Raw genomic sequence first — 22,762 nt, forward strand, 5'->3', positions numbered from 1 at the left:
GCAATTTTGATGTTAGAATGTAGCCTGAAGGCCAAATGAAAGTGTTCTGCGATAAGGATAAACTCTACCAAATGTGTTAGAGTCATTCAAGCCAGCTGTCGTATAGTCAACTTCTGGGTCGATTGGAATATCCAGTTTATCGAACTCGAACAGGTTCTCACCACTGAAGTAAACACGTAATTTCTCAATCTTGGCTTTGCTGGTAATGCTGTTAGGCAGTGTGTAACCAACTGAGATGTTTTTCATTCTCATGTAAGACAGATCAAGTAAGTATTTTGTCTGTGGAAGGAAGTTTCTGCCGTTGTTAGCAATTGCCGAACCTTCTCCATCTGTTGGTCGAGGATAGAACGCATTCGGGTTTTCAGGTGTCCAATAGTCCATCTGGTGAGTATACCAAGCTTCGCCGGCTCTGTAACCAGGTATGAACAGTGGTCCGTTTGCCCACAGGTCACGCTTGCCTACACCTTGAACGAACATGTTCAGGTCAAAACCTTTCCAATCGGCACCCACACGTAAACCGTACTGATAACGTGGCGTAGAATTACCGATCACTTTCATGTCGCCGTAATCATCAATTGTGTTAGCACCACGATCAATTTTACCGTCACCATTCAGGTCTTTGTACTTGATATCTCCAGGACCATAGAAGAACCAGCCACTTTCAAAGAAAGACTGCGATGGAATACCCTCTTTCGGGATATATCTGCCGTTAGGGCCAACAACGAGGTTACCGCTGGCATCCTGTACAAAGTCATCATTAGTAAAGAAACGATCTGTTTCAAAGCCCCAAATTTCGCCAAGAACCCTGCCTGGACGGTTAGAGCCTAAACCTTTGTTATCAGCATAATCAACAATGCGTTCTTCAAAGTCAGTTAATGTACCAGTTACATTAATATTTAAGCCATTGCTGAAGCCATGATTATAAGTTACAGCTAACTCCCAACCGGTATTCTGTAATTTGCCGCTGTTACGGATTGGTGCACCTGTACCAAAGGTAATTGGCAATACCTCTCCCTGGCTGTGCATCTCGTTCGTTGTTCTTCTGTACCAGTCGAAATTTACTTCGATCTTATCGTTCAGGAATCTTGAATCCAAACCAACATCAAGTGTGTTAACTGACTCCCATGTTAAGCTGTATGGGAATGCACCCGGTGTTGTTGCCGTTACCATATTAACGCCGCCAACTAACCAACCTGAATTGGTAGGTGACATAAGTCTGTAGATATCACCTAGCCTTGCGCTTGGGTTACCGATAGAACCGTAAGAACCTCTGATCTTCAGGAATGACATTACCGGTTCTGCAAATTCCATGAAAGGCTCTTTGCTTATCACATAACCAACTGACATTGATGGAAAGAAGGCCCATTTCTTTGTAGGAGATAAACGAGATGAACCATCATAACGGCCATTAAGCTCTAGCAGGTACTTGTCGTCGAAAGCATAATTGATACGACCAAAAGTACCAAGCGTCACCCACTTGTTACGAGAGCCGTCTACAAACTGATCTCCTGTAGCCAAGTCAATTTCACCCTGATCAGGGTTCATCAAATTTCTCTTTTGAGACATCTGATACCAGTACTCATACTGCTCAACATCGCCCCCGGCAATTACCTTAAATGAGTGTCTGTCGATATCTTTTGTGTATGTAGCGAAGGTCTTACCTGCCATTCTATTTGAAAAGTCAGAATTATACTGCACTCTGTTGTATGCTACACTGCTGTATGGCTCATTCTTTAAGGCTGCACCTGTTGACCAGAAGTTATAAGCAGTTAATGTACCACCTGTCTGGTGCTCCAAAGAGTTGCTACCAGTATAAGTAAAGTCACCATCAATAGTTAAACCTTTTAAAGGTTTGAATGTACCTCCAATGCTGATACGCGTCATAGCAGACTGCTCGTTATTCATTTTAGCCTGCTCCACCTCTGTAATTGCGCTTCTGAAAGGGTGGCCCTGGTAAGTGCCATATGGGTAAACAGCCGGCCATCTATATAGATAGTACCATGGATCGTATGTCTCGCTTGAGAAGTAGAATGGACGTGTGAATTCTGACTTCGAGTATAATACTTTAGCACGAGCATCAAACCAGTCAGTCACGCTTGTGTTAACACCCAGGTTCAGGTTGTATCTGTTAAACTCATCCGGGTTAACTTTCAGTACACCTTCCTGTGCCAGGTAACCCAAACCTACATAGTAGTTAGTTTTTTCACTGCCACCTGAAACTGATATGTCATGCTTCTGTTGAGGCGTCCAGTCTTTCATGTACATTTCTCCTGGGTTCCACGAACGGTAGAAAAACAGGCGACCATCTCTGATATCGAAGTCACGTCCCAACACCATTTCGTTGCCCAGATTCTGGCCACCGTAAAGCTGCTCCCATTCACGCATTTTTGCGATAGAAGCCTCATCGATATACATACCTACCACACCAAATACGTTCGTGCTTGGGTTCTTCCTTCTTAATGCTTGAAAGGCTACCTCAGCACCTTCAGCTGCCGGGGCTATCTCAGGAGTAGTAGTTGGCTTTGCATATGAGAAGTTATTAGAGTAATTTACTTTAGGAGCAGATCCTCTCTTACCTGACTTTGTTGTGATAAGGATCACACCCCATGCTGCTCTAGCACCATAAATAGAAGAAGAAGCTGCATCTTTTAAAACTGAGATAGATTCAATATCCTCCGGGTTGATCATCTGCAGGCTCGGGATTTCTACGTTATCTACTAAGATAAGCGGGTTTGCACCTGGCGTTTGCAGCGAACCAGTCATACCACGAAGTCTGATAACAGGGTTCTGGCCGATTGCACCACTTGGTGTTGTAATGGTTAGGCCTGGCGTTGTACCCTGCAAACCGCGTGCTACGTCAGTAATTGGTCTTGATTCCAATACCTTTGTGTCGACAGTTGAAACGGCACCGGTCAGGTTTGCTTTTGCTTGCGTACCATAACCCACCACTACTACTTCGCTTAAGGCTTTGGCATCAGCTTGAAGCACTACGTTGATTGTAGTAGCATTACCTACTACTTTCTCTTCACTCTTCATACCGATAAAGCTAAACACTAACACATCGGTAGGAGCTGCACTGATAGAGTAATTACCAGTAGCATCTGTAGTAGTGCCTCGGGCTTGCCCTTTTACGGCGATGGAAACACCCGGCAGTTTAAAATTGTCTTCGGCAGATGTTACCGTACCTGTTACGGTCTTATTCTGCGCGAAGGCCTGGTAATGAAACAGGAGAAAACAAATCCCCCATAACAGACATCGTACACTTTTCTTCATAACAACTTAGCTAATAGTTTATATTATAAATAGAGTAAATAATAACTGCAGTTAACACCGTATGCGTTTTTCTGCATTTTTTAAAAAATATGATTTGATTTCAATTAAAATTTATCTCATAAAACAGCTTTTCATTTATCTTCAATTAACAATAGAATAATCACACATATTATTTAAGTATAAAAATACTGGTAGCTACATTATTACTACACTTAGCAATTTTCTCATGTAGAATTACTACACATATAAGTATCTAAGTATAACTACTAATACATGTATTAAAGCTAAAAAAAATAATTTAGATATTTATCAGGTTGTTGCAACTATTTAATCCAAAAAAGACAAAACCTGCATTTAGTTGCATATTGGTTCTTTTACGGCAACTGCTAGTTATACCATAGCTTTACTTCAGCACAAAGCACAATCAATAACCGAATACCCTATCTACCTGATCTATTTACACTATATAATATTAAAATATTAAGTATTCTGATCTGTTTATGGTTTGTTAAGCAAGTATTTAGTGCGATGCCTTTATGCAGCTTTCTCCGCTATTTTTCTTTACTATTTCATTTTATAAAATGGCGCCGTTTTTAAACCGTACTTATTTAAATAAGTAATGATTGTAAAAAAACTTCCGAAATAAGTTGAAACACAGATCAGCTATCTACGCATTTAATTTAAACCTATACGGCTTCTATCAACTTAATTTATTTATATTCAAATATGATGTAAGAATCATGCTTCAGCAACTATACTATTTGTAATGGAGCAGCAAACGACTGGATTTAACTACAATTACACTCTTACATTTTATTCCATAAAATACTGTTTTACAAGTGGATAACACTTGCCTCAAAAGTTTATATGCTATAAAATCTTATAACTCATATCAAAAATTACGCTATAATATGTTTGTTTAGAATCTAAAACTGCATAAAAACGCAAAATTGTTCATAAGTATACAGTCCTAAATAGATCACCTGACCTTGTCAGATTTTAGTAAACATAGAGGCTAACTATATAATTGCTTACTAATAATTATATAATTAGTTACATTTAAAACTAAATATATTCAATTATATCAATGCTTAAGTTTTAAGCATAACTATAGCATTGAATTAAACTTCACTTTTAAGCTTTATTTAGCTAGCCTATACTCGATGCAGCTAATAAAATAAGTTATAACTTGTATTTATGCAGCAACAGTAAATCATGTGTGCCTTTTTATGAAATCGTTTGTTAGCTTTCTCCAACTAGTATGGTCAGCTGTAAAAGGCAAGGAACAGGATTATACTACATTAGGTATCAAGCAGAGTATCATATTGCTGGCTATACCCATGATTCTGGAGATGGTAATGGAATCATTGTTTGCCATCGTAGATATTTTCTTTGTGGGCAGATTAGGCTCTAAAGCACTTGCAACCGTTGGTCTTACAGAATCGGTTCTTACCATTATCTACTCAGTAGGTATGGGTATAAGTATAGCTGCTACCGCTATGGTATCACGCCGAATCGGAGAAAAGAATACGAAAGAGGCAGGAAGCATTACGTTTCAGTTGGTTATTACTGGTAGCGTGCTGGCTCTACTTATAGGCGTAATTGCTACCGTTTATGCAGGCGAAATTTTAGCCTTAATGGGTGCAGCACCTGATGTGATTACTACAGGTCTCAATTATGCCCGAATCATTTTTGCCGGAAATTTGGCTATTATTCTGTTGTTCCTGATAAATGGTGCTTTCCGTGGAGCCGGACAGCCACATCTGGCTATGCGTGCTCTTTGGATAGCGAATGGAGCCAATATTATACTTGATCCACTGCTTATTTTCGGTATTGGCTCTTTTGCAGGTTTTGGCCTTGATGGTGCAGCTTGGGCAACAACCATAGGCAGGAGCCTTGGCGTCATATACCAACTATACCACCTGCTTAACGGCAAAAACATACTTAAAATCACACGCGAAAATCTTGTAGTTAGCCTGAGTGTGATTCAACGTATCCTTAAAGTATCGTCGGGAGGAATGGGGCAGTATCTCGCAGATTCTGCCAGTTGGATATTCCTGACGCGGTTGATAGCCGAATTCGGAAGCAATACCCTGGCAGGCTATACTATCGCTTTTCGTATCATCATCTTCTCGCTGTTACCTTCGTGGGGGCTTTCGTCGGCAGCTGCCACACTTGTAGGTCAAAATTTAGGAGCAAAAAAGGCTATGCGCGCAGAGTTGGCTGTCTGGTTAACCGCAAAGTATAATGTGGTTTTCATGGCTACGGTTACTCTTATATTTATACTTTTCGGCGAGCACCTTTCCGCCATCTTTGCAGATGACCCTGGTGTTATTTCTGTATCATCAGAAGCCTTACGTATTATTACGCTAGGATATGTTTTTTTTGGCCTAGGCATGGTGATGGTGCAAGCATTTAATGGAGCCGGCGACACCAGAACCCCTACCCTTATCAATATTGTGGTGCTTTGGTTGATAGAGATTCCGCTTGCCTATATGCTTGCTGTGTATTTTGACCTTAAAGCTACAGGTGTTTTCATTTCTATAGCTTTTTGCCACTCTTTTCATGCCCTGGTAAGCTGGTGGCTCTTCCGGCAAGGCACCTGGAAAAAAATCAAAGTATAGGTTACATGGAAATTCTTGACTGTTTGCTGCAGTAAGATAAAGTATACTCCTTTTTTGCATCTCTACAGAAAAACACACCCACTAATAAACTTAACTCGTTAAATCATAGCCTACTACAACCAAAGTATGCGTATACATGTAGTCTGAACTATAGCTTAAATCAGACTACAGGATCTTTAACCTATATGGCTATATGAGTAAGGAATCTACGCAAACGTTAGAACCACAAACTACACCGCAGCCCAAACGTGCGCTGAGTATGACAGATGCCATAGCCGTTATTGTGGGAATTGTTATCGGAGCAGGTATTTTCAGAACACCTTCTATGGTAGCCGCTAACACTGATAGCGGCTTTATGTTTCTAATAGCCTGGGTGTTGGGAGGAGCAGTCTCGTTGGTTGGCGCCTTATGCTATGCAGAATTAACCACCACTTTTCCCCATACCGGTGGCGATTACCACTTCCTGACCCGCGCGTTTGGTAAAAGGCTTGCCTTTCTGTTTGCTTGGTCACGGATGAGTGTCATACAGACAGGTTCTATAGCATTGCTTTCTTTTATTGTAGGAGACTACCTGTCGCAGTTATATAGTATAGGAGAGTTTTCGTCTGTGATATATGCCGCGGTGGTAGTTATAGTACTTACAGCTATAAATATGGTAGGCGTAACATTTGGCGCAGGTACACAAAAGTTACTGACAGCAATAGAGGTTTTTGGCATATTAGCCATTGTAGTGGCCGGTTTGTTCTTTGCGCCTGCAGAGCCAGTTGCTCCAACTCCTGCAGGTACTGCATCCACAACATCTGTAGGTCTGGCAATGGTTTTTGTATTGCTGACTTTTGGCGGCTGGAACGAGGCCGCTTATATTTCTGCTGAGCTAAAGTCCGGTAGTAAAAGTATGGTGAAGGTGCTTATTCTAAGCATTTTTATTATAACCATAGTATACCTACTCATTAATTTTGCTTACCTAAATGTTCTTGGCATCAATACCATGGCACAATCCAGTGCCGTTGCCAATGACTTAATGCGCGCTACCTTCGGGGAGGGTGCAATGTATTTAATCGGTATATTGGTTGCCATAGCAGCACTAACCTCAGCCAATGCCACCATTTTTACTGGTGCCCGCACCAACTATGCCTTGGGGCGCGACTTCCCGGTTTTCAGCCTGTTAGGAAAATGGAATTACCAAACCTCCTCACCAGTAAATGCCTTTCTGGTACAAGGCGCAATTTCTCTGGCGCTGGTTGGGTTGGGCTTTTTTACCCGAAACGGTTTCGAAACCATTGTAGAGTACACGGCACCGGTTTTCTGGTTTTTCCTATTGATGGTAGGCATTGCCCTGTTTGTTTTAAGAAGAAAAGAGCCTGATCTGGAGCGGCCATTTAGAGTGCCGCTCTACCCGGTTTTGCCTCTTGTCTTTTGCCTCACAAGTGCTTACTTGTTATACTCCAGCCTTATGTATACAGGTATTGGAGCTTTGGTAGGTATGGCAGTCCTTTTTGTGGGTGTATTGCTGCTACTGGCTTTGCCTATTATCGAAAAGTATAGGAACAGATCATCATAGATGGAGTTCGAGCAGTCAAACTCAACATAACATCGCGCTTATTCAACTGCATGTCAAAGCATTACGTATACTTTGAGAATTATTATAGCTGCTAAGCCTACTGCGAGTTACCCTTACTAGCCTGCCGACTATGCCACATTTAGCAGGTTACGCGATCCAAATCTTTTTTAACACCAAACTGTAAAGCGATGAAAAGACTTAAATTTTCTATTCTAGCACTCCTGCTCACCATTTTGTCAACCTCCTCTGCCCTAGCGCAGACATCAGCACCTCCTAAACAAACAACTTCGCCCCCAAAACTTGATGTACCTTATGTACCTACCCGTCAAGTTGTAGTAGATGCTATGCTGGAGCTGGCAAATGTTAGTGGCAAAGATGTTTTGTATGATTTAGGCTGCGGAGATGGCCGAATTGTTGTTACAGCTGCTAAAAAATATGGAACCACAGGCACAGGCGTAGATATTAACCCGGAACGCATATCAGAAGCAAACCAGAATGCTAAGGAGGCAAATGTTACAAACAAGGTAAAATTTATTCAGGGAGATCTTTTTGAGGCAGATTTCAGCAAAGCTTCTGTTGTAACGCTGTACCTGCTGCCTTCTGTTAACATGAAACTGCGACCTAAACTACTCCGCGAACTTAAGCCGGGTTCTCGAATTGTTTCGCATGCATTTGATATGGGTGATTGGGAACCAGACAAAACAGTTGAGGTAGATGGCGCTAAAATTTATTTATGGACAGTACCAGAAAAGAAGTAATGGGGTAGCATTACCCTAATCAATCATTTAACTTATAATAAAAAGCAGCTCCAGATACATATGGAGCTGCTTTTTAATTGAGTAAAGTATAACTCTACTCCACAATTAGCTTTATAGCGGTGCTGCCATGGTATCAGGCAACCTGACACACGAAACAAACAACTGATTTCGTTTGAATCATTATTTGCACTGCCCTGTTACCCATAAGCCGATCAGAGTCAAATAAAATGTTGTATCACGACAAGTATGTGCAACTTCTACTTGCCACAGATTGTATTATTTAGGAGATTTGAATTTTCTTTGAGTATTTATGCTGGAAACTCTTGTATATACCTTTTTGCTGAGCATTTCACCTTTTGGCGAGGCCAGAGCTGGTATACCGTATGCTATTTTAAACAACATCCACTTTATCTGGGCGTTTCTGATAGGCACCATAGGAAATACTTTGGTATACCCTGTGTTTATGTGGCTGATCGACTCTTTCAGCAAATATTTCTGGCCATTCAGATTATACAAAAGGGGAGTTATCTACCTATCTAAAAGGGCTAAAAAAATAGCAGGCTCCAATGTTCAGAAACACGGTTTCTGGGGTTTAATGATATTTGTGATGATCCCGCTGCCAGGCACAGGTGCTTATATGGGTACTATTGCCGCCAACATTTTTAAGATAGAGCGTAAAAGAGCATTTCTCGCCATTAGCCTTGGCGTAATTATTTCTTCTGCCTTTATGGCTGCAGGTACCTACCTTGGCCACCTGGGTTTAACAAAATTATAATCTCGTTTTAGAGAAAGTCTCTCCTGAAGCAGTAGATTCGGCCTGCCTGTAGTATATCCGGAAGGAGCATATTGCAGGCAGGCTGCTTTTTTAGCCTTTGGCCAATACCGCAGGTTATTTATACTTTGAATTTAGTTCTCACTCTGTTTACAGCTACAAGTAATATTAAAGCTATAATTGGCGTGAGGGTTATACTTATACTTCCCGATTTATGAGTTTTCTAAATGTATCCGGCATAAGTGTAGTTGAAGATGGTATTACTATTCTCGACAACATCAGCTTTACACAGCAGCAATTTCAGCATATAGCCATTGCCGGCGAAACTGGCTCAGGTAAAAGCACTTTACTACAAACCATCGCCGGATTGGTTCAGCCGGTTTCAGGGCAGGTAATGTTTGAAGGCGAGAAAGTACAGGGGCCACACGATGTGCTTGTGCCGGGGCATGCTGGAATTGCGTATCTGTCGCAGCAGTATGAGCTGCCACAATTTCTAAGAGTAGAACAGGTGTTAAAGTATGCAAACACACTGCCAGCAGCAGAGGCCGCAAACCTGTATGCTATTTGCCAGATTGAGCATTTGCTTAAGCGTAAAACAAACCAGTTGTCAGGTGGCGAAAAGCAGCGCATCGCTCTAGCCAGACTACTTGCCTCCTCTCCACGGCTTCTGCTGCTAGACGAGCCCTTTTCTAACCTCGACATGGTTCACAAAAGTACGCTCAAAGCTGTAATCCACAACATCAGTGAAAACCTGGAAATAACATGTATCCTGATTTCACATGATCCTGACGATACGCTATCCTGGGCAGACGAGATTCTGGTAATGAAAGACGGGAAATTGCAGCAAACAGGAACGCCAGAGCAAGTATACAGGCAACCTGTAAATGAGTACACAGCTGGCTTGTTCGGGAAGTATAACCTGATACCCCCCGCACTTGTTACAATCTTTCCAGGTGTAAAGCAGGTTAAACTAAATGATAAACCTTTAATGGTAAGGCCGGAGCACCTAAAATTCACAGCAGATAGAACAAGTGGGCAGGCAGGTAAGGTACAGAAGATTACTTATTACGGTAGCCACTACGAAACAGAAGTTATACTTGGTGATACTACCCTACTGGTAAAAACACTGGAAAACGGGATAAAACAGGGAGATAATGTATATGTGGCTTTGGCACCAGGTGCTGCATGGGGCTTCTGATTAAAATAATTACCAGCATGTATAAAGTATAAACACGAACAGCCGCTTAAAAAATTAAGCGGCTGTTCGTGTTTAAAAACCTTGCAAATTAAATTACAGGGTCAGTTGGAGTATTTGGGTTATTCAATCGTTCCTGGTCAGGGTATGGATAGAAGTTGCGGTTACGTTCTGCTGTATTTTCTGGGGGTGCAGGCCGGCCAAAGCGACGACTATCTTCCCATTTTTGACCTGTCAAGTATAACTCTGCAGCGCGTTGTTTGTATACTTCCAGCAACAGTGCATCTCTTGTAACAGGCCCACTGTAAGGCGGTAAAGCAGCATGCACACCAAATGGGTCTCCTGTTGTTTGTGTTCTTACTTCATTTATAAGATTAAGTGCCTCCTCTAATGATCCACCGCTACGAAGTATAGCCTCGGCTTTTATCAGCTTCATTTCGTCTGGGAGGTATACAGGAATTTCTGTTGTTTGTGTGTCGAAAAAGCCTTGAAGTGTACGTACTGGGTCTCCGTTTACTATATCTGTTTGCCCAGTCAGGTAAAAATCTTCACGAGCATCGCCTTCCTCAAAAAGCTCTTGAGGCAATCCGAAATTATCACGTGGCCTGAAGTAGCCTAAGCCTACCTCTAGATTAGTGGTGTTAAAAATCGGATTTACACTTTGGGTACTGTAAACATACTCTGATGTTGCGCTTAAATTTACAAGATCAGCGTTTGTGATTGCCGCATCATAGTTACCAGCAAATAGGTTATACCTTGCATTCATAGCATACAATGAATTTTTCAAATCAAAAGCATTGCCGGTTACAAGCGTTGTAAACTCCGCAGAAACCGGTGTAGCATCAAGCAGCGCGATGCCTTGATTAAAATTAGAGATTGCTGCTTCCAGTACTTCTGCCCTTGGCCTGAACATAATGTTTTCGGTTATACTTGTTTCTGTGTTTGCCTGCTCAAATGCCAACGCCAGTGTGCCCAAAGCCATACCTTTAAACAAATGAGCATGTGCAAGTATACCACTTAACGTCCCATCTGATATACCTGAAATATTTGGTGCATTTGTCAATATCTGATCGCTCATGCTCATTGTGCGCTGCATTCTAGACCACAAGCTTAAGATATTGCCGTTGAAACTTGGCAATGCAGTACCTCCCGCTTCCAGTTCCAGCACATTCGTAAAAGTGGCCACACCCTTTAGCTCGCGTCCTGTTACGCCAGGGTATAAATATGCAGCCTCTAAACCTGCCGTTGAATAAAACTGCCTTACCCCAACACTTAGTGCAATTATACCTTCGCGAGAGGATAGTACTTCAAGGTCGCTGGCAGCATTTGGGTTGGGTAAATCGAGCTCGCAACTGCTTGTTAGCAGCAGGCAGCCAGCTAATACCCCTGTTTTTATAAATGAAGTTATATTTTTCATATGATTATCTTTAGAAGTAGAGAAGATTAAAACGATACCTGTACACCTAGGGCGTAGGTTCTCGGTATTGGTACTTCCACAAAATCAAAGCCACGCACTGCATTCGTTTGTCCTGCTGCATTAACCTCTGGGTCGTAGCCGCTGTAATCATCTATAGAGAGTAAATTTCTGCCGGCCAGTGTTAAGCGCAGGTTGTTGCCCCCTAAGAAAGCCGGGGTTAACGTATAAGCTACCGATATCTCTCTTAATTTAATGTAAGAGCCGTCTTCAATGTAATTCTCAAATATACCAAACAAGGCAGCTGAGGTACCTTTAGGCACTTCGCCTCTGAGCTCTGGCTCATACCCGGACAAGCCACCATACAAATCTCGTTCTCCAACGCGGCGGGTGAAGTTAAAAACATCAAAACCATACGCTGCATCAATCTGTGCCCGGAAGGAGAAGTTACCTCCAATCGTTACTTCATTTATAAAAGAACCTGTCCAGTCTGGGTTGGGGTCTCCGATTACTTTAGGTCTTGTTGCGCCAGTGGGCTGCCCGGTTTCAGGGTTTCGGCCAACTCGTTCGGCCTGTGGCAGGCCGTTTGGGTTAAGCAATAACGACCCATCAGGGTTACGGGCAAAATATGTGCTGTAAAACGCTCCGATCGGGTAACCATTTACGGCAGCCACCTGCCCAAATCCACCAGGAAAAGTTACAACTCCTCCTGGTATATCATTCAGTTCATTTTTATTTCGGGAGTAGATCAACGTGGATGTCCACTTCACTCTCTCTTTTTGGATTGGTGCACCAGTTAACATGAGCTCAACGCCTTTGTTGGTCATGGTGCCTACGTTGGCATACTGGTTCACGAAACCTGTAGATGGCGTAAGGTTTATAAATAACAGCAGGTCTTCTACATCTTTGTTATAGTAAGTAAACTCAAGGCCTAACCTGCCATCCAGAAAACTCATGTCAGCACCAACTTCTGTTTCTACCTGCCGCTCGGGTTTTATTCCTTCGTTACCTAATTGTGTAGAAGAGATTACACCAGGTAAGCCAGGTAAAGCAACAGGGTTATAGTTTGTATAGCGCCCATAAGCAGGTATAGCTGTTAAGTTACCTGCCTGCCCATAAGAGGCTCTTAGCTTAAGTATAGGAATAATGCTGCTGATGCCTTCCCAAAAACTTTCGTTTGATATGAGGTAGCTCGCACTTAATTTCGGGTAGAATTGCCATCTGTTATCCCTACCAAAAACTGAAGATACGTCGTAGCGTCCGGCACCTGTCAGGAAAAGCCGATCACCAAAGCCGAGAGTCTGCTGTGCAAAAAAACCTAAAATATTGATATCACTTCTTCCTTCACTGCCGATTATGTTAGCTCCAGTGTTGACTGTACGCGCAATTGGTCCGAGTTGGGTAGCATTAATGGCCGTAGAATAGTTCTTCTCTACCTGGGCTGTTGCTCCAACACCAGTTGTAGACTCTAGCCAATCTGCCAGCATTGTTCTGTAAGAGATGTTTAAGTCGTTGTTTAGGCGATAAGACGTTAGATCTGCGCGCCGTGAGTAACCAGCGTTATAAGAAGGCGTGGTATTACCTACCGGAATAAAACCTGTAGCAATTTGGGTCGCATTATCATACCCCAACACATAATTAATATTCAGGTTGTTTATTGGGGTAAGCGTTAGCTGTAAATCTCCTATAAAGCGGTTGGTTCGCTGCTGAAAATCAAAACGATCAATGGCTTCCAGCGGGTTAGTTCTCCTGAGTATGTTTGTTGGCGCTGTTGAAGGGTAAACACCGTTAACTGGTTCAGGATTGATAAAATTATTGCTAAAAATGAAGCCGGTTAATGCACCGTATGCTTCGTTTAACCCACCGTTTGGGATCTCTTCGCTGGTGCTAAGTACGTAGTTCGCTCCAAATGAAACAGACATCCAGTCGTTTAGTGTTTGGTCTAAACGAACGCGTGCACTGCCTCTCGTAAACTGCGTTTCATCAATAATACCTTGATTCCTTAAAAAGCTGGCACTCAAAAAATACTGCGTATTAGCGCTACCACCCGATACAGATAAATTGTTTTCTGTGCCAAAAGCGGTTCGGAATACTTCGTCCTGATAATCGTACCGTTGCACCGGTTCCTGTGTGAGGTCGCCAGGTAACGTGTTTACAAACCGGAAAGGATAATCATTGTACTCCAGTGTTTTGCGCACCTCACTTATCCTGAACTGGGTAGAGGCGGTAACTTTAGGCTTACCTTCCTTACCACGCTTTGTAAAGATCTGCACCACACCGTTACTGGCCCTGGACCCATAGATTGCCGCTGCAGCTGCCCCTTTTATGATCTCAATGCGTTCAATATCATTCGGGTTGATATCCACTAAACGGTTCTGTGCATAACCACCCAAATCAATCAGCTCTGGTGAATTGTTGTTGATGATCACACCATCTACAATGTACAACGGGTCTCCGGAGCCTACTACCGTGCTTGTACCTCTAAGGCGCACACTGATACCGCCTGCAGGGTTACCTGAGTTTTGTGTGATTTGTGCTCCGGCTACTTTACCGGCTAAAGCCTGATCAACAGAAGTAACGATGTTATTCTCCAGTACATCACCAGATACTGTAGAAATAGCATTACCTAATTGCTTCTTGCTTGTTGCAACTGACGTACCAGTAACAACTACTTCATCCAAACCCACAATATCCTCGCTTAGCAGTACATTTACCGTAACGTTTTCAGAGGCACCCAATACTACTTCTCTGGTTTCCGGTTTAAAACCTATAAGTGAGAAAACTAAGCGGTAGGTGCCTGCAGGCTGAGTAGTTGCCAAACTATAGCTGCCATTTGCATCGGTTGCCGTGGCAGTATTTGTGTTTTGGATTCTGACAACAACGCCCGGTAACGGACTCTTTGTGCGGGCATCAGTTACTGTACCCGAAATAGTGTAGCGTGCCTGTGCAAACACCTCCTGATTTAACAGGCTGACTAAGAACAAACACAGCAGGGTGAACTTAAACCAAGCCCACCCTCTAAAGTAGATTTTTCTCATAGTAAGTATATTTTGTACAGTTATAAAATTTAAGGCACTACATTATACTTTGCTTAAGTTGGTAAGCTGATTTTGCCCATATGCACAGCTGGAACCCTGGTTTGTGCTGGTCCGAAATCTATAAGCTCACCTACCAAACTCTCATTTGCCAATGTGGCAAACAGTACAGCTTCTTTGGCATCCGGAGATACGCCTAACTCTGCAGTATCTCTTATAGTTATGTCTTTGATAATATCTTTAATATTGCTGATCAGCAGCGGATTGTGCATTCCTCCGCCACTTAGAAATATCTCGAACTGTTCGCCTTTCAGTGTTCTTGACAATGCATCGCATATACCAACTGCAGAAAAACGGTTAAGGGTGGCCATCACATCTTCTGGTGATAGCTGGGTTGTTTCGGTCTTTTTTTGTGCCTGCTCCAGATATGCCAGATTAAAAAGTTCAGGGCCTGTTGTTTTAGGAAAACTCTGGCTAAAAAAAGGGTGATCTAATAAGGCGGCTACTAATTTTGTATTATACGTGCCTTTTAAAGCAATCTCCGAATCAGCATCAAAATATTTGTTCGGAAACATACTTTGCACATAGGCATCCATCAGCGTATTACCCGGACCTACGTCTGTAGAGAAGATGCGCGACGTGTTCAGGTCACCGGGAAGGAAGGTAAAATTGGCAATACCTCCAATATTTAACATGATGCGGTTCTGATCTTTTTTGGAGAACAGGAGGTAATCGCCATATACAGCCAGCGGTGCACCTTCGCCACCAGCTGCTATATGCTTTTGTCTGAAATCGCTTAAAGTAATAATACCGGTTTTAACTGCAATATGATCTCCATCACCAATCTGTAAGGTGGCATCTGGCATACCTGTAACTCCATGTAGCGAAGCTGGCGCATGGTAAATAGTTTGCCCATGGCTGGCAATTACATCTACTTCATCAGCAGAAATGTTCCATTGTTTCAGGCAACGGTTAATAAGTTCTGCATGAAAGCTACCAATGTAGGCATTCATCAGGCATACTTTTTCCAGGTCTACCTGCCGCTTCGAGAAAATTGGTTTTACCTCCTGCTTAAAAGCTGTGTCGTAAGGCATGGTAGCAAACGCACGCAAGGATATCTGGGTGTCAGTCCCATGGCCTGTAAAGTCGCAGAGCGCAATATCAAGTCCGTCAAGCGATGTACCCGACATCAAGCCTATAATAGTTCTGGTTTTCTTGTTTGCTATTTTGAAGAGGTGCCTTAAGTTTTTATTCATGGTTTTACTAAAATGTGGGAAGTTTAAAAGTATAGTTTGCTCTCTGCAAAGCTAAACCGGTGTTGCAGAATATCAGCCCTAAAGTATGTAAATCTTAACGTACAGAGGTAAATCAGGTCTTAACTTCCTAACTAACCAATATTACAGCTGCATACTTTGCTTTAAGCTTTCTGTAAACTCACGGTCATAATTAGTGCTCCAATGTATATCAATAAAAAGGGAAGCTATTTGCTTCCCTTATACTTTATACTTCGCTTTTAAAGTAGATCCTGAACTCTGACCCTATGCCAACCTCACTTTCAAGCTCTATTTTACCATCGCTGTTTTCTACTATCCTTTTCACGATAGCCATACCTACACCGGTACCTTCTACGTGTGTATGCATCCTGGTAAACATACCAAATACTTTCTTCTTATCTTCAAGGCGCATACCAAGTCCATTGTCTTTTACAGAAAGTACGGTGTAATTACCTAAGGTAAAAGTTCGCAACTTGATCTCAGGCTTCCGGTCTGGGTCACTATACTTTATCGCATTAGAGAGTAAATTATAGATAATGCTGCGTAGATTTTTTCTGGAGTATACAATCTCTGGGGCAGCCGAAAAATCCTCAGTAATGGTAGCCTCATAGCTGTTGATCAAGTCGTTGATATTCAGCTTTACATCGTTTAGTATTTCAGCAAAATTTACAATGTATTTCCCAGAGCTGTCTTCGTGCTGTACTTTGGCTATTTCGGTTAAATCCTGTAGCGTTAATTTAAATCTGCCAATTGCCTCGTTCACCATCTCCATTAGGTTTGCAACTTCTTTCATATCCGCAACTGGCTCATTAAGAGTTTCGTGCAGTGCTGTCATCAGGCCTTCAATATTATTGATAGGCGCCTTTAGGTCGTGAGAGGCAGTGTATACAAAATTATCCAGATCTTTGTTTACCCGGGTCAATTCACGGGTTCTCTCCTCTACCCTTTCCTCCAGGTCTTTATTCGCTTCAATGGCAATTTTGTTGGCTCGCTCCAGCTCCTTTTTCTGAAGATAAAAACGTATAAACGAGGCTACCTTCGCACGTGTTATAAACGGGTGCAGCGGCTTGAACAGGAAGTCTACAGCACCAGCCTCAAAGCCATCAAGCACATGGGTTGCCTGCTCATCAATAGCTGTAACAAAAATGATCGGGATGTGCTTTGTTTTAGAGGTATTGCTTAGGTAGCGCGCCACTTCAAAGCCATTCATCTCAGGCATCTGCACATCCATTAATATAAGCGCAAGCTCTTCCTGCAGGGCAATTTTGAGCGCCTCTTCGCCAGATCTGGCAAAAAGATAGGTAATAGCTTCACTCCCATCCGATAGCAGACTCTCCAGACTTATAAGGTTCTCTGCCAGGTCATCCACCAACAGGATTTTAACAGGATGCGCAACATCCGTTACCAAAGGTGAAATATTTGTTTGCTGGTCGGTCGTCATGTAAGGGAAAGTAAGTATTCTTTGATGCTCTTTAAGTTTAGGATAGAACAATCAGGTATAATATCGATGGCTGATCGGGGCATAGTATCCACCTCAGCCTCCGCAGGGTCCTGAACTATAGCAATGCCTCCTGCGTCGGCTATATTTTTCAGACCTGTACTACCGTCTTTGCTGGCGCCGCTTAGCAGTATACCTGCAACACTGTCTCCAAAAACTGCGACGGCACTCGTAAACGTTACATCGATAGAAGGACGTGAGAAATTTACTAAATCTGACACGTCTAACGAGAATGTTCTGTCGTTTTCGAGTAAAACGTGATAGTTTGCAGGAGCAATGTACAAAAATCCACTCTTAATTTGCTCTTTTTCTTCTATTTCTATTACCTGCAGATTTAATTTCTTGGCAAATAACTCCTGTAGGCTGCCTTCGTAATTACGCAGGCGGTGCAGCACCAGCACAATAGGTATACTGTAGTTTTCGGGCAACTCCTGCAGTATTTCCAACGATGCATGAATCCCCCCCCAAGAGCCGCCGATCACAACCAGTTCAGTAGTTTTGCTCATCAGTTAACCTTTCTGTGAATGCGGTTATCCTTATCTACGTAAGTATATTTATTAAAAACACCCGACATAGCCAACGTTTCTTTTTTGCCCAAGGCCAGGTAGCCTAAGTCTACCAAGCTCTCGTCGAACAGCCTGAATACCCGTTCCTGCAGCTCCCGGTTAAAGTATATCAGCACATTGCGGCATAAAATCAGATGAAACTCATTAAATGTAGAGTCGGTAGCCAGGTTGTGCGGATAAAATACCACGTTTTTTATCAGTGTAGAGTCAAACTTTACGCTGCCGTAGTTGCTTACGTAGTAATTTGAGAACTCCTGCTTACCTCCTGATTCGTAATAGCCTGTTGTATTGGCGGCAATGTTAGAAGCCGGAAAAATCCCCTCCTTTGCCTGTTTCAGCACCTTCTGGTTTATATCGGTGGCGTATATCTTGGTCCTGTCCAGCAGGCCTTCTTCTCTTAAAAGTATAGCAAGCGAAAACAATTCTTCGCCAGTAGAGCAACCGGCATCCCAGATTTTAATAAACGGGTATGTAGAAAGTATAGGCAGCACATGCTGGCGCAGCGCCAGGAAAAACGAAGGATCACGAAACATCTCGGTTACGTTTACAGTGATCTCTTGCAGAAAACCCTCAAAAAAATAGCTGCTAGCGAACAGCTGGCTCCGAAGGGCAGCTATACTTTGCAAGTGGTTATTAATTATAAACCGCTTTACCCTGCGATAGATAGATGCTCTGGCATAGCCGTTAAAATCGTAGCCATACTGCTGATGTATATCTTTTATCAGCTCCTCTACCTCCTGCTCAAACTGCGCATCAACTTTATGCTTCATATAGCCACACACGCATTAACGTCAGTAACTTATCAGTATCCACTGGTTTAGGTATATAATCAGATGCTCCGGCTTCCAAGCATTTTTCCCTGTCTTCTTTCATAGCTTTAGCGGTTAAGGCAATTATTGGTAGCTGCTTAAAACGAGTATTATCCCTGATTCGTTTTATTGCTTCTATACCGTCCATCTCAGGCATCATAATATCCATCAGTACCATATCAATGCCCTTTTCCTGCTCTAGCTTCTGAAGTGCCTCCACACCGTTATAAGCCACCACAGTTTTTATGTTGTGCATTTCCAGCAAACTGCTCAGAGAATAGATGTTGCGTACATCATCATCGGCAATCAGCACTTTTTTACCCTGTAAGATTTCCTCTGGTACGTGCAGCTTCATTTTAAACTCTTTACCCATGGGCACTTTCTGGTTTACCTTGTGCAGGAACAGCTGCACCTCGTCGAGCAAGCGCAGGTAAGAGTATTCGTTTTTAATGATGATGGTGTTGGCAAACTCCTTTAATTGTGTTTCCTCCTCCTCGCTCAGGTCTTTGCCAGAGTAAATAATGATCGGGATATCGGAAAGGCCTGTGTTAGACTTTACTTTTTTCATCCAGTCGTAGCCTTTCATGCCCGGCAGGTTCAGGTCAAGTATAATGCAGTCTATTTTTTGTTTTGCCAGCACCTGCTCCGCCTCCTCTGCCGAGAACGCCGACGTAGATTTGAGCCCATGTGCTAACAGCAATTCTGCTACCGCATTGTTTTCTATTTCGTTGTCCTCTACAATAAGTATAGTTTCAATGGATTTATCCAGCGTTCCGGAGATAGTGGTAAAGGCTTTATTCAGCATTTCGAGGGTAACCGGCTTTGGCAGGTACTCTTCTATCACATCGGCTCCACCTGTTACTTCTTTATCGTAAGCCGACATTACATGTACGCTGATATGGCGCAGGTTCCTGTCTTCGCGTATCTCTTTCAGTACATCCCAACCTGTGGTATCCGGTAGGTTGATGTCGAGCAGCATAGCGTCTGGTTTTTCGGAACGTGCCTGTTGCAGGCCATCTTTACCAGTGTAAGCCTGTAATACCTTAAAGTTTTTAGAGCGTGCGAAGTCTGCCAAAATATCGCTGAAGCCTTTGTCATCTTCCACGATCAGCATTTTGATTTCGCTGTTATTACTTGACTCCAACTGCTCAAAAGCCTGGCTCACCGATTCTACTTTAGGTATTGGGGTAGTAGCTGTATGCTGCTGCACAGGTGCTTTTGCAGCCTGCTGACTGGCTACGCGTGGTAAGTATAATGTAAAGGTACTGCCCTTGCCTTCCTTGCTTTCCAGTACCAGTTCGCCACCTAACAGCGTTGCCAATTCCTTACTAATGGTAAGTCCCAGGCCAGTTCCGCCATACTTACGTGTTGTAGAGGAGTCTACTTGCTGGAATGCCTCAAACACTACATCCTGTTTTTCCTGCGGTATGCCAATGCCTGTATCACGCACCGAGAAGGCAACAAGTTCTTTCTGCTCGTTCAGGTGCTCTGATTTAAAGCGCGGCCTGTTTTTAGTTACCGGATAAACAGAAATACTTACTTCACCTCCTTCAGCAGTAAACTTAAGGGCGTTACCGATAAAGTTTTTCAGAATCTGCTCCAGCCTGAAGCGGTCAGTTGTAATAGTATCAATGGTGCCGTTCTGGTGAGTTTCAGTTAAGCGAATTCCCTTACGGGCAGCAACCTCCCGGAACATCGGCTCCATCTTAATATCCTCCAGCTTTATCTCCTCCGTCTCCAGCTTAATCATACCCGACTCTATCTTAGACAGGTCCAGTATCTCGTTAATAAGTTTGAGTAGATCGTTGCCTGATTTATGAATGATCTGGGCATGGTCAACCTGCTTTTCGGTAAGTGTATGGTCCGGGTTATCAGCAAGTAATCTCGAAAGTATAAGTATGCTGTTTAGCGGCGTGCGCAATTCGTGGCTCATATTTGCCAGGAAGTCGCTTTTATACTTGCTTACGGTTTCTACCTGCTGCATTTTCAGCTCAATGGCCTGGCGTGCATCCTCTAAAGCTTTGTTTTTGGTGCGGATAGCCTCAAACTGCTCTTCCAGCAACTGCGCTTTCTCTTCCAGTTCAGAGTTTTTCTCCTGCAGTTCTTCCTGGTTTACGCGCAGCTCTTCTTCTGATGCCTTCAACTCCGCGTTAAGCTGCCTTAGCTCTTCCTGCTGCGTTTCCAGTTCCTCGGCTTGGTTTTGGGTTTCGTAAAGCAGTTCTTCGGTTTGCAGGTGCGTTTTTAGCGTGTGTAAAACAACGGCAACGCGCTCTGCGGCAACCCTGAAAAACTCTAACTCCAGCTCTGTATACTTTTGCCTAGTACCTAACTCTATGGCACCTACTATTGTATCGTAAAACTGAAGCGGGATGATGATGATAGATGCCGGCGTAATATCTGTAAGACCTGTTTTAATGCGCAGGTGTTCTTCGCTTACATTCTCCAATACCTTTACACGCTGCTCCTTTACGGCCTGGCCAACCTTACCGGTACCGATCATAAAAGACGGCAATTGATCTATACTTTGCGAAAGGCCATATCCTGCAGTTGCCTGTAATTTTCCGCTATCGTTGTGCAGGTACAACACACCGGTATCGGCACCTGTATAGTTACTCAAAAAGCTTATCACTTTCTCAGACATCCTCCTGATTTCCTTCTCACCGGAAGCAATGTCATTCAGATCGGCAATACCTGTCAGAATCCAGTTTCTATTAGAGTTTTCGGTAGTGAAACGCTGCAGGTTATCCTTCATGTCACGGATCGTATAACTTAGCACGTCCTTATCACTTTGCACTTCCACCTCCATATCGTACTGCCCTTTGCCTATGGCACGTGCTACTTCGGATAAGTGAATGTTTTTCTCTAGTACTCCCCTGAAAGATTCAGCTACATTTCCGATCTCATCTGTACTGTTTACATCGATTATCACATCTGTAGCACCCACTTTTATTCTGTCGGCAGCCGTTCTAAGCGTTGAAAGCGAAGATGAAATAAGGTTGATGATATAGAGTGCGAGAACGGTAGTAACTGTCAGAATTAGTACCAGAACAATGATCAGGAAAGTAAGGAAGTTTCTTCTTTCACTGATATCCTCATCTACCTGCGTTCTGATTCTCTGAATCAGTGCGGTTTCTGCCTTTCGCAGATCCTCGATGCTTACAGTGAACAAGTTAAAAACATTCGTAGCATCCATGGCACTAACATTAACCTCAGGGTTTGCATTAACCTGCTGCATAATGCTTTCAACCTGTTTGTAGGTTTCGGATGTTAAGATTTCTTGTATGGCACCTGCCGACTCATTGTCAGCATACCTGTTGAAGTTGCGGAGAGACTCGTTATAGAAATTAAAGTGCGACCTGAACGTGGCAAACTCATTTACAGTAAGTTCGCCGGAAAGTATGGCATTCATAAGCAGACTTCTTATTCTGGCTAACTGTATTTTAGCCTCTGCCAGGTTCCTGAAGTTAGATAGCTGCAACTCTAATGAAGCATCATTTATGCCGGTGGCATTTTGGTCTATCCTATCCAGAAAAGCAAAGATAACTTCTGTAGAATATTGCCTAAACTCTGTAACATCCAGCTGCCTGTTGTCCAGCTGGTTTCGGTAGCTTTTCAGGTCGTTTAGCAAAGTTATTTCTTGCATGGCGCGTCCGGTACTGCTCAAGAAATCACCCAGGTCACGAACTGTGGCATCAGTTTGATTTCGTTGTGCCTTTGCCTCCACCATCATCAGTGTGTCTCCACCGGCTGCTGCCAATATTCGGGCCCGCTCTTTTTGGAAGGCATGTATCACTTCCGAAATTTTCTCTGATTCTGAGAGTTGTATTGCTTCCTGCTGCAGATTCTCATTAGCATCGATCTCACGACTGATGGTGGAGACTACAAAGTATAAAAGGGGAAATAACAGAAGCGACAGAAGTATAAGTAGTTTACTCCTGATTTTTAGGTTTTTGATGAAGTTCATCTTTTAGGTATAGTTTGAA

Annotated in this window: 13 protein-coding genes; 5 read left to right on the top strand and 8 right to left on the bottom strand. The window is 42.9% G+C overall.

Annotated elements, in window-relative coordinates; translation table 11 throughout:
- Positions 1-12: 12 nt before the first annotated feature.
- On the bottom strand, positions 13-3,273 hold the full coding sequence (locus tag WG943_RS01785) for a SusC/RagA family TonB-linked outer membrane protein (protein ID WP_340406438.1): 3,261 nt from the start codon (positions 3,271-3,273) through the stop codon (positions 13-15).
- A 1,229-nt stretch (positions 3,274-4,502) separates the two neighbouring features.
- Between WG943_RS01785 and WG943_RS01790 the strand changes: the two genes are divergently transcribed.
- From WG943_RS01790 to WG943_RS01810, 5 genes are all read left to right on the top strand, one after another.
- Positions 4,503-5,897 (top strand): MATE family efflux transporter, encoded by a 1,395-nt coding sequence (locus WG943_RS01790; RefSeq protein ID WP_340406439.1) that lies wholly within the window; start codon positions 4,503-4,505, stop codon positions 5,895-5,897.
- Positions 5,898-6,090: 193 nt separating this feature from the next.
- Complete coding sequence (locus WG943_RS01795; protein WP_340406440.1) at positions 6,091-7,458, top strand: APC family permease; 1,368 nt, start codon at positions 6,091-6,093, stop codon at positions 7,456-7,458.
- 188 nt (positions 7,459-7,646) lie between these two features.
- The gene (locus WG943_RS01800) at positions 7,647-8,216 is read left to right on the top strand and encodes a class I SAM-dependent methyltransferase (RefSeq protein WP_340406441.1); all 570 of its coding nucleotides are present in this window, start codon (positions 7,647-7,649) and stop codon (positions 8,214-8,216) included.
- 337 nt (positions 8,217-8,553) lie between these two features.
- The gene (locus tag WG943_RS01805) at positions 8,554-8,991 is read left to right on the top strand and encodes a COG2426 family protein (RefSeq protein WP_340406442.1); all 438 of its coding nucleotides are present in this window, start codon (positions 8,554-8,556) and stop codon (positions 8,989-8,991) included.
- 211 nt (positions 8,992-9,202) lie between these two features.
- Entirely contained in the window at positions 9,203-10,186 is a 984-nt protein-coding gene (locus WG943_RS01810) for an ABC transporter ATP-binding protein (RefSeq protein ID WP_340406443.1), read from the top strand.
- 88 nt (positions 10,187-10,274) lie between these two features.
- Here WG943_RS01810 and WG943_RS01815 read toward each other — a convergent pair whose 3' ends face one another.
- The 7 genes from WG943_RS01815 to WG943_RS01845 form a co-directional block, all read right to left on the bottom strand.
- Entirely contained in the window at positions 10,275-11,600 is a 1,326-nt protein-coding gene (locus WG943_RS01815) for a RagB/SusD family nutrient uptake outer membrane protein (RefSeq protein WP_340406444.1), read from the bottom strand.
- A gap of 26 nt (positions 11,601-11,626) precedes the next feature.
- On the bottom strand, positions 11,627-14,635 hold the full coding sequence (locus WG943_RS01820; RefSeq protein WP_340406445.1) for a SusC/RagA family TonB-linked outer membrane protein: 3,009 nt from the start codon (positions 14,633-14,635) through the stop codon (positions 11,627-11,629).
- A gap of 53 nt (positions 14,636-14,688) precedes the next feature.
- On the bottom strand, positions 14,689-15,888 hold the full coding sequence (locus WG943_RS01825) for an anhydro-N-acetylmuramic acid kinase (RefSeq protein WP_340406446.1): 1,200 nt from the start codon (positions 15,886-15,888) through the stop codon (positions 14,689-14,691).
- Between the two features lie 244 nt (positions 15,889-16,132).
- Positions 16,133-17,347, bottom strand: coding sequence for a sensor histidine kinase (locus WG943_RS01830; RefSeq protein ID WP_340406448.1), 1,215 nt, complete (start codon positions 17,345-17,347; stop codon positions 16,133-16,135).
- Complete coding sequence (locus WG943_RS01835; protein WP_340406449.1) at positions 17,344-17,910, bottom strand: chemotaxis protein CheB; 567 nt, start codon at positions 17,908-17,910, stop codon at positions 17,344-17,346. The genes WG943_RS01830 and WG943_RS01835 overlap by 4 nt, the downstream gene beginning before the upstream one ends.
- The gene (locus WG943_RS01840; RefSeq protein ID WP_340406450.1) at positions 17,910-18,740 is read right to left on the bottom strand and encodes a CheR family methyltransferase; all 831 of its coding nucleotides are present in this window, start codon (positions 18,738-18,740) and stop codon (positions 17,910-17,912) included. The genes WG943_RS01835 and WG943_RS01840 overlap by 1 nt, the downstream gene beginning before the upstream one ends.
- Entirely contained in the window at positions 18,730-22,743 is a 4,014-nt protein-coding gene (locus tag WG943_RS01845) for a response regulator (protein WP_340406451.1), read from the bottom strand. Before WG943_RS01845 ends, WG943_RS01840 begins: the two co-directional genes overlap by 11 nt.
- Positions 22,744-22,762: the final 19 nt, after the last annotated feature.

The organism is Pontibacter sp. H249 (assembly GCF_037892465.1).
Classification (GTDB): Bacteria; Bacteroidota; Bacteroidia; order Cytophagales; family Hymenobacteraceae; genus Pontibacter.

Excerpts from the sequence above, each read along its gene's own strand:
- WG943_RS01785 (WP_340406438.1), bottom strand. The coding sequence starts at position 3,273 with ATGAAGAAAAGTGTACGATGTCTGTTATGGGGGATTTGTTTTCTCCTG.
- WG943_RS01790 (WP_340406439.1), top strand. The coding sequence starts at position 4,503 with ATGAAATCGTTTGTTAGCTTTCTCCAACTAGTATGGTCAGCTGTAAAA.
- WG943_RS01795 (WP_340406440.1), top strand. The coding sequence starts at position 6,091 with ATGAGTAAGGAATCTACGCAAACGTTAGAACCACAAACTACACCGCAG.
- WG943_RS01800 (WP_340406441.1), top strand. The coding sequence starts at position 7,647 with ATGAAAAGACTTAAATTTTCTATTCTAGCACTCCTGCTCACCATTTTG.
- WG943_RS01810 (WP_340406443.1), top strand. The coding sequence starts at position 9,203 with ATGAGTTTTCTAAATGTATCCGGCATAAGTGTAGTTGAAGATGGTATT.
- WG943_RS01815 (WP_340406444.1), bottom strand. The coding sequence starts at position 11,600 with ATGAAAAATATAACTTCATTTATAAAAACAGGGGTATTAGCTGGCTGC.
- WG943_RS01820 (WP_340406445.1), bottom strand. The coding sequence starts at position 14,635 with ATGAGAAAAATCTACTTTAGAGGGTGGGCTTGGTTTAAGTTCACCCTG.
- WG943_RS01825 (WP_340406446.1), bottom strand. The coding sequence starts at position 15,888 with ATGAATAAAAACTTAAGGCACCTCTTCAAAATAGCAAACAAGAAAACC.
- WG943_RS01830 (WP_340406448.1), bottom strand. The coding sequence starts at position 17,347 with ATGACGACCGACCAGCAAACAAATATTTCACCTTTGGTAACGGATGTT.
- WG943_RS01835 (WP_340406449.1), bottom strand. The coding sequence starts at position 17,910 with ATGAGCAAAACTACTGAACTGGTTGTGATCGGCGGCTCTTGGGGGGGG.
- WG943_RS01840 (WP_340406450.1), bottom strand. The coding sequence starts at position 18,740 with ATGAAGCATAAAGTTGATGCGCAGTTTGAGCAGGAGGTAGAGGAGCTG.
- WG943_RS01845 (WP_340406451.1), bottom strand. The coding sequence starts at position 22,743 with ATGAACTTCATCAAAAACCTAAAAATCAGGAGTAAACTACTTATACTT.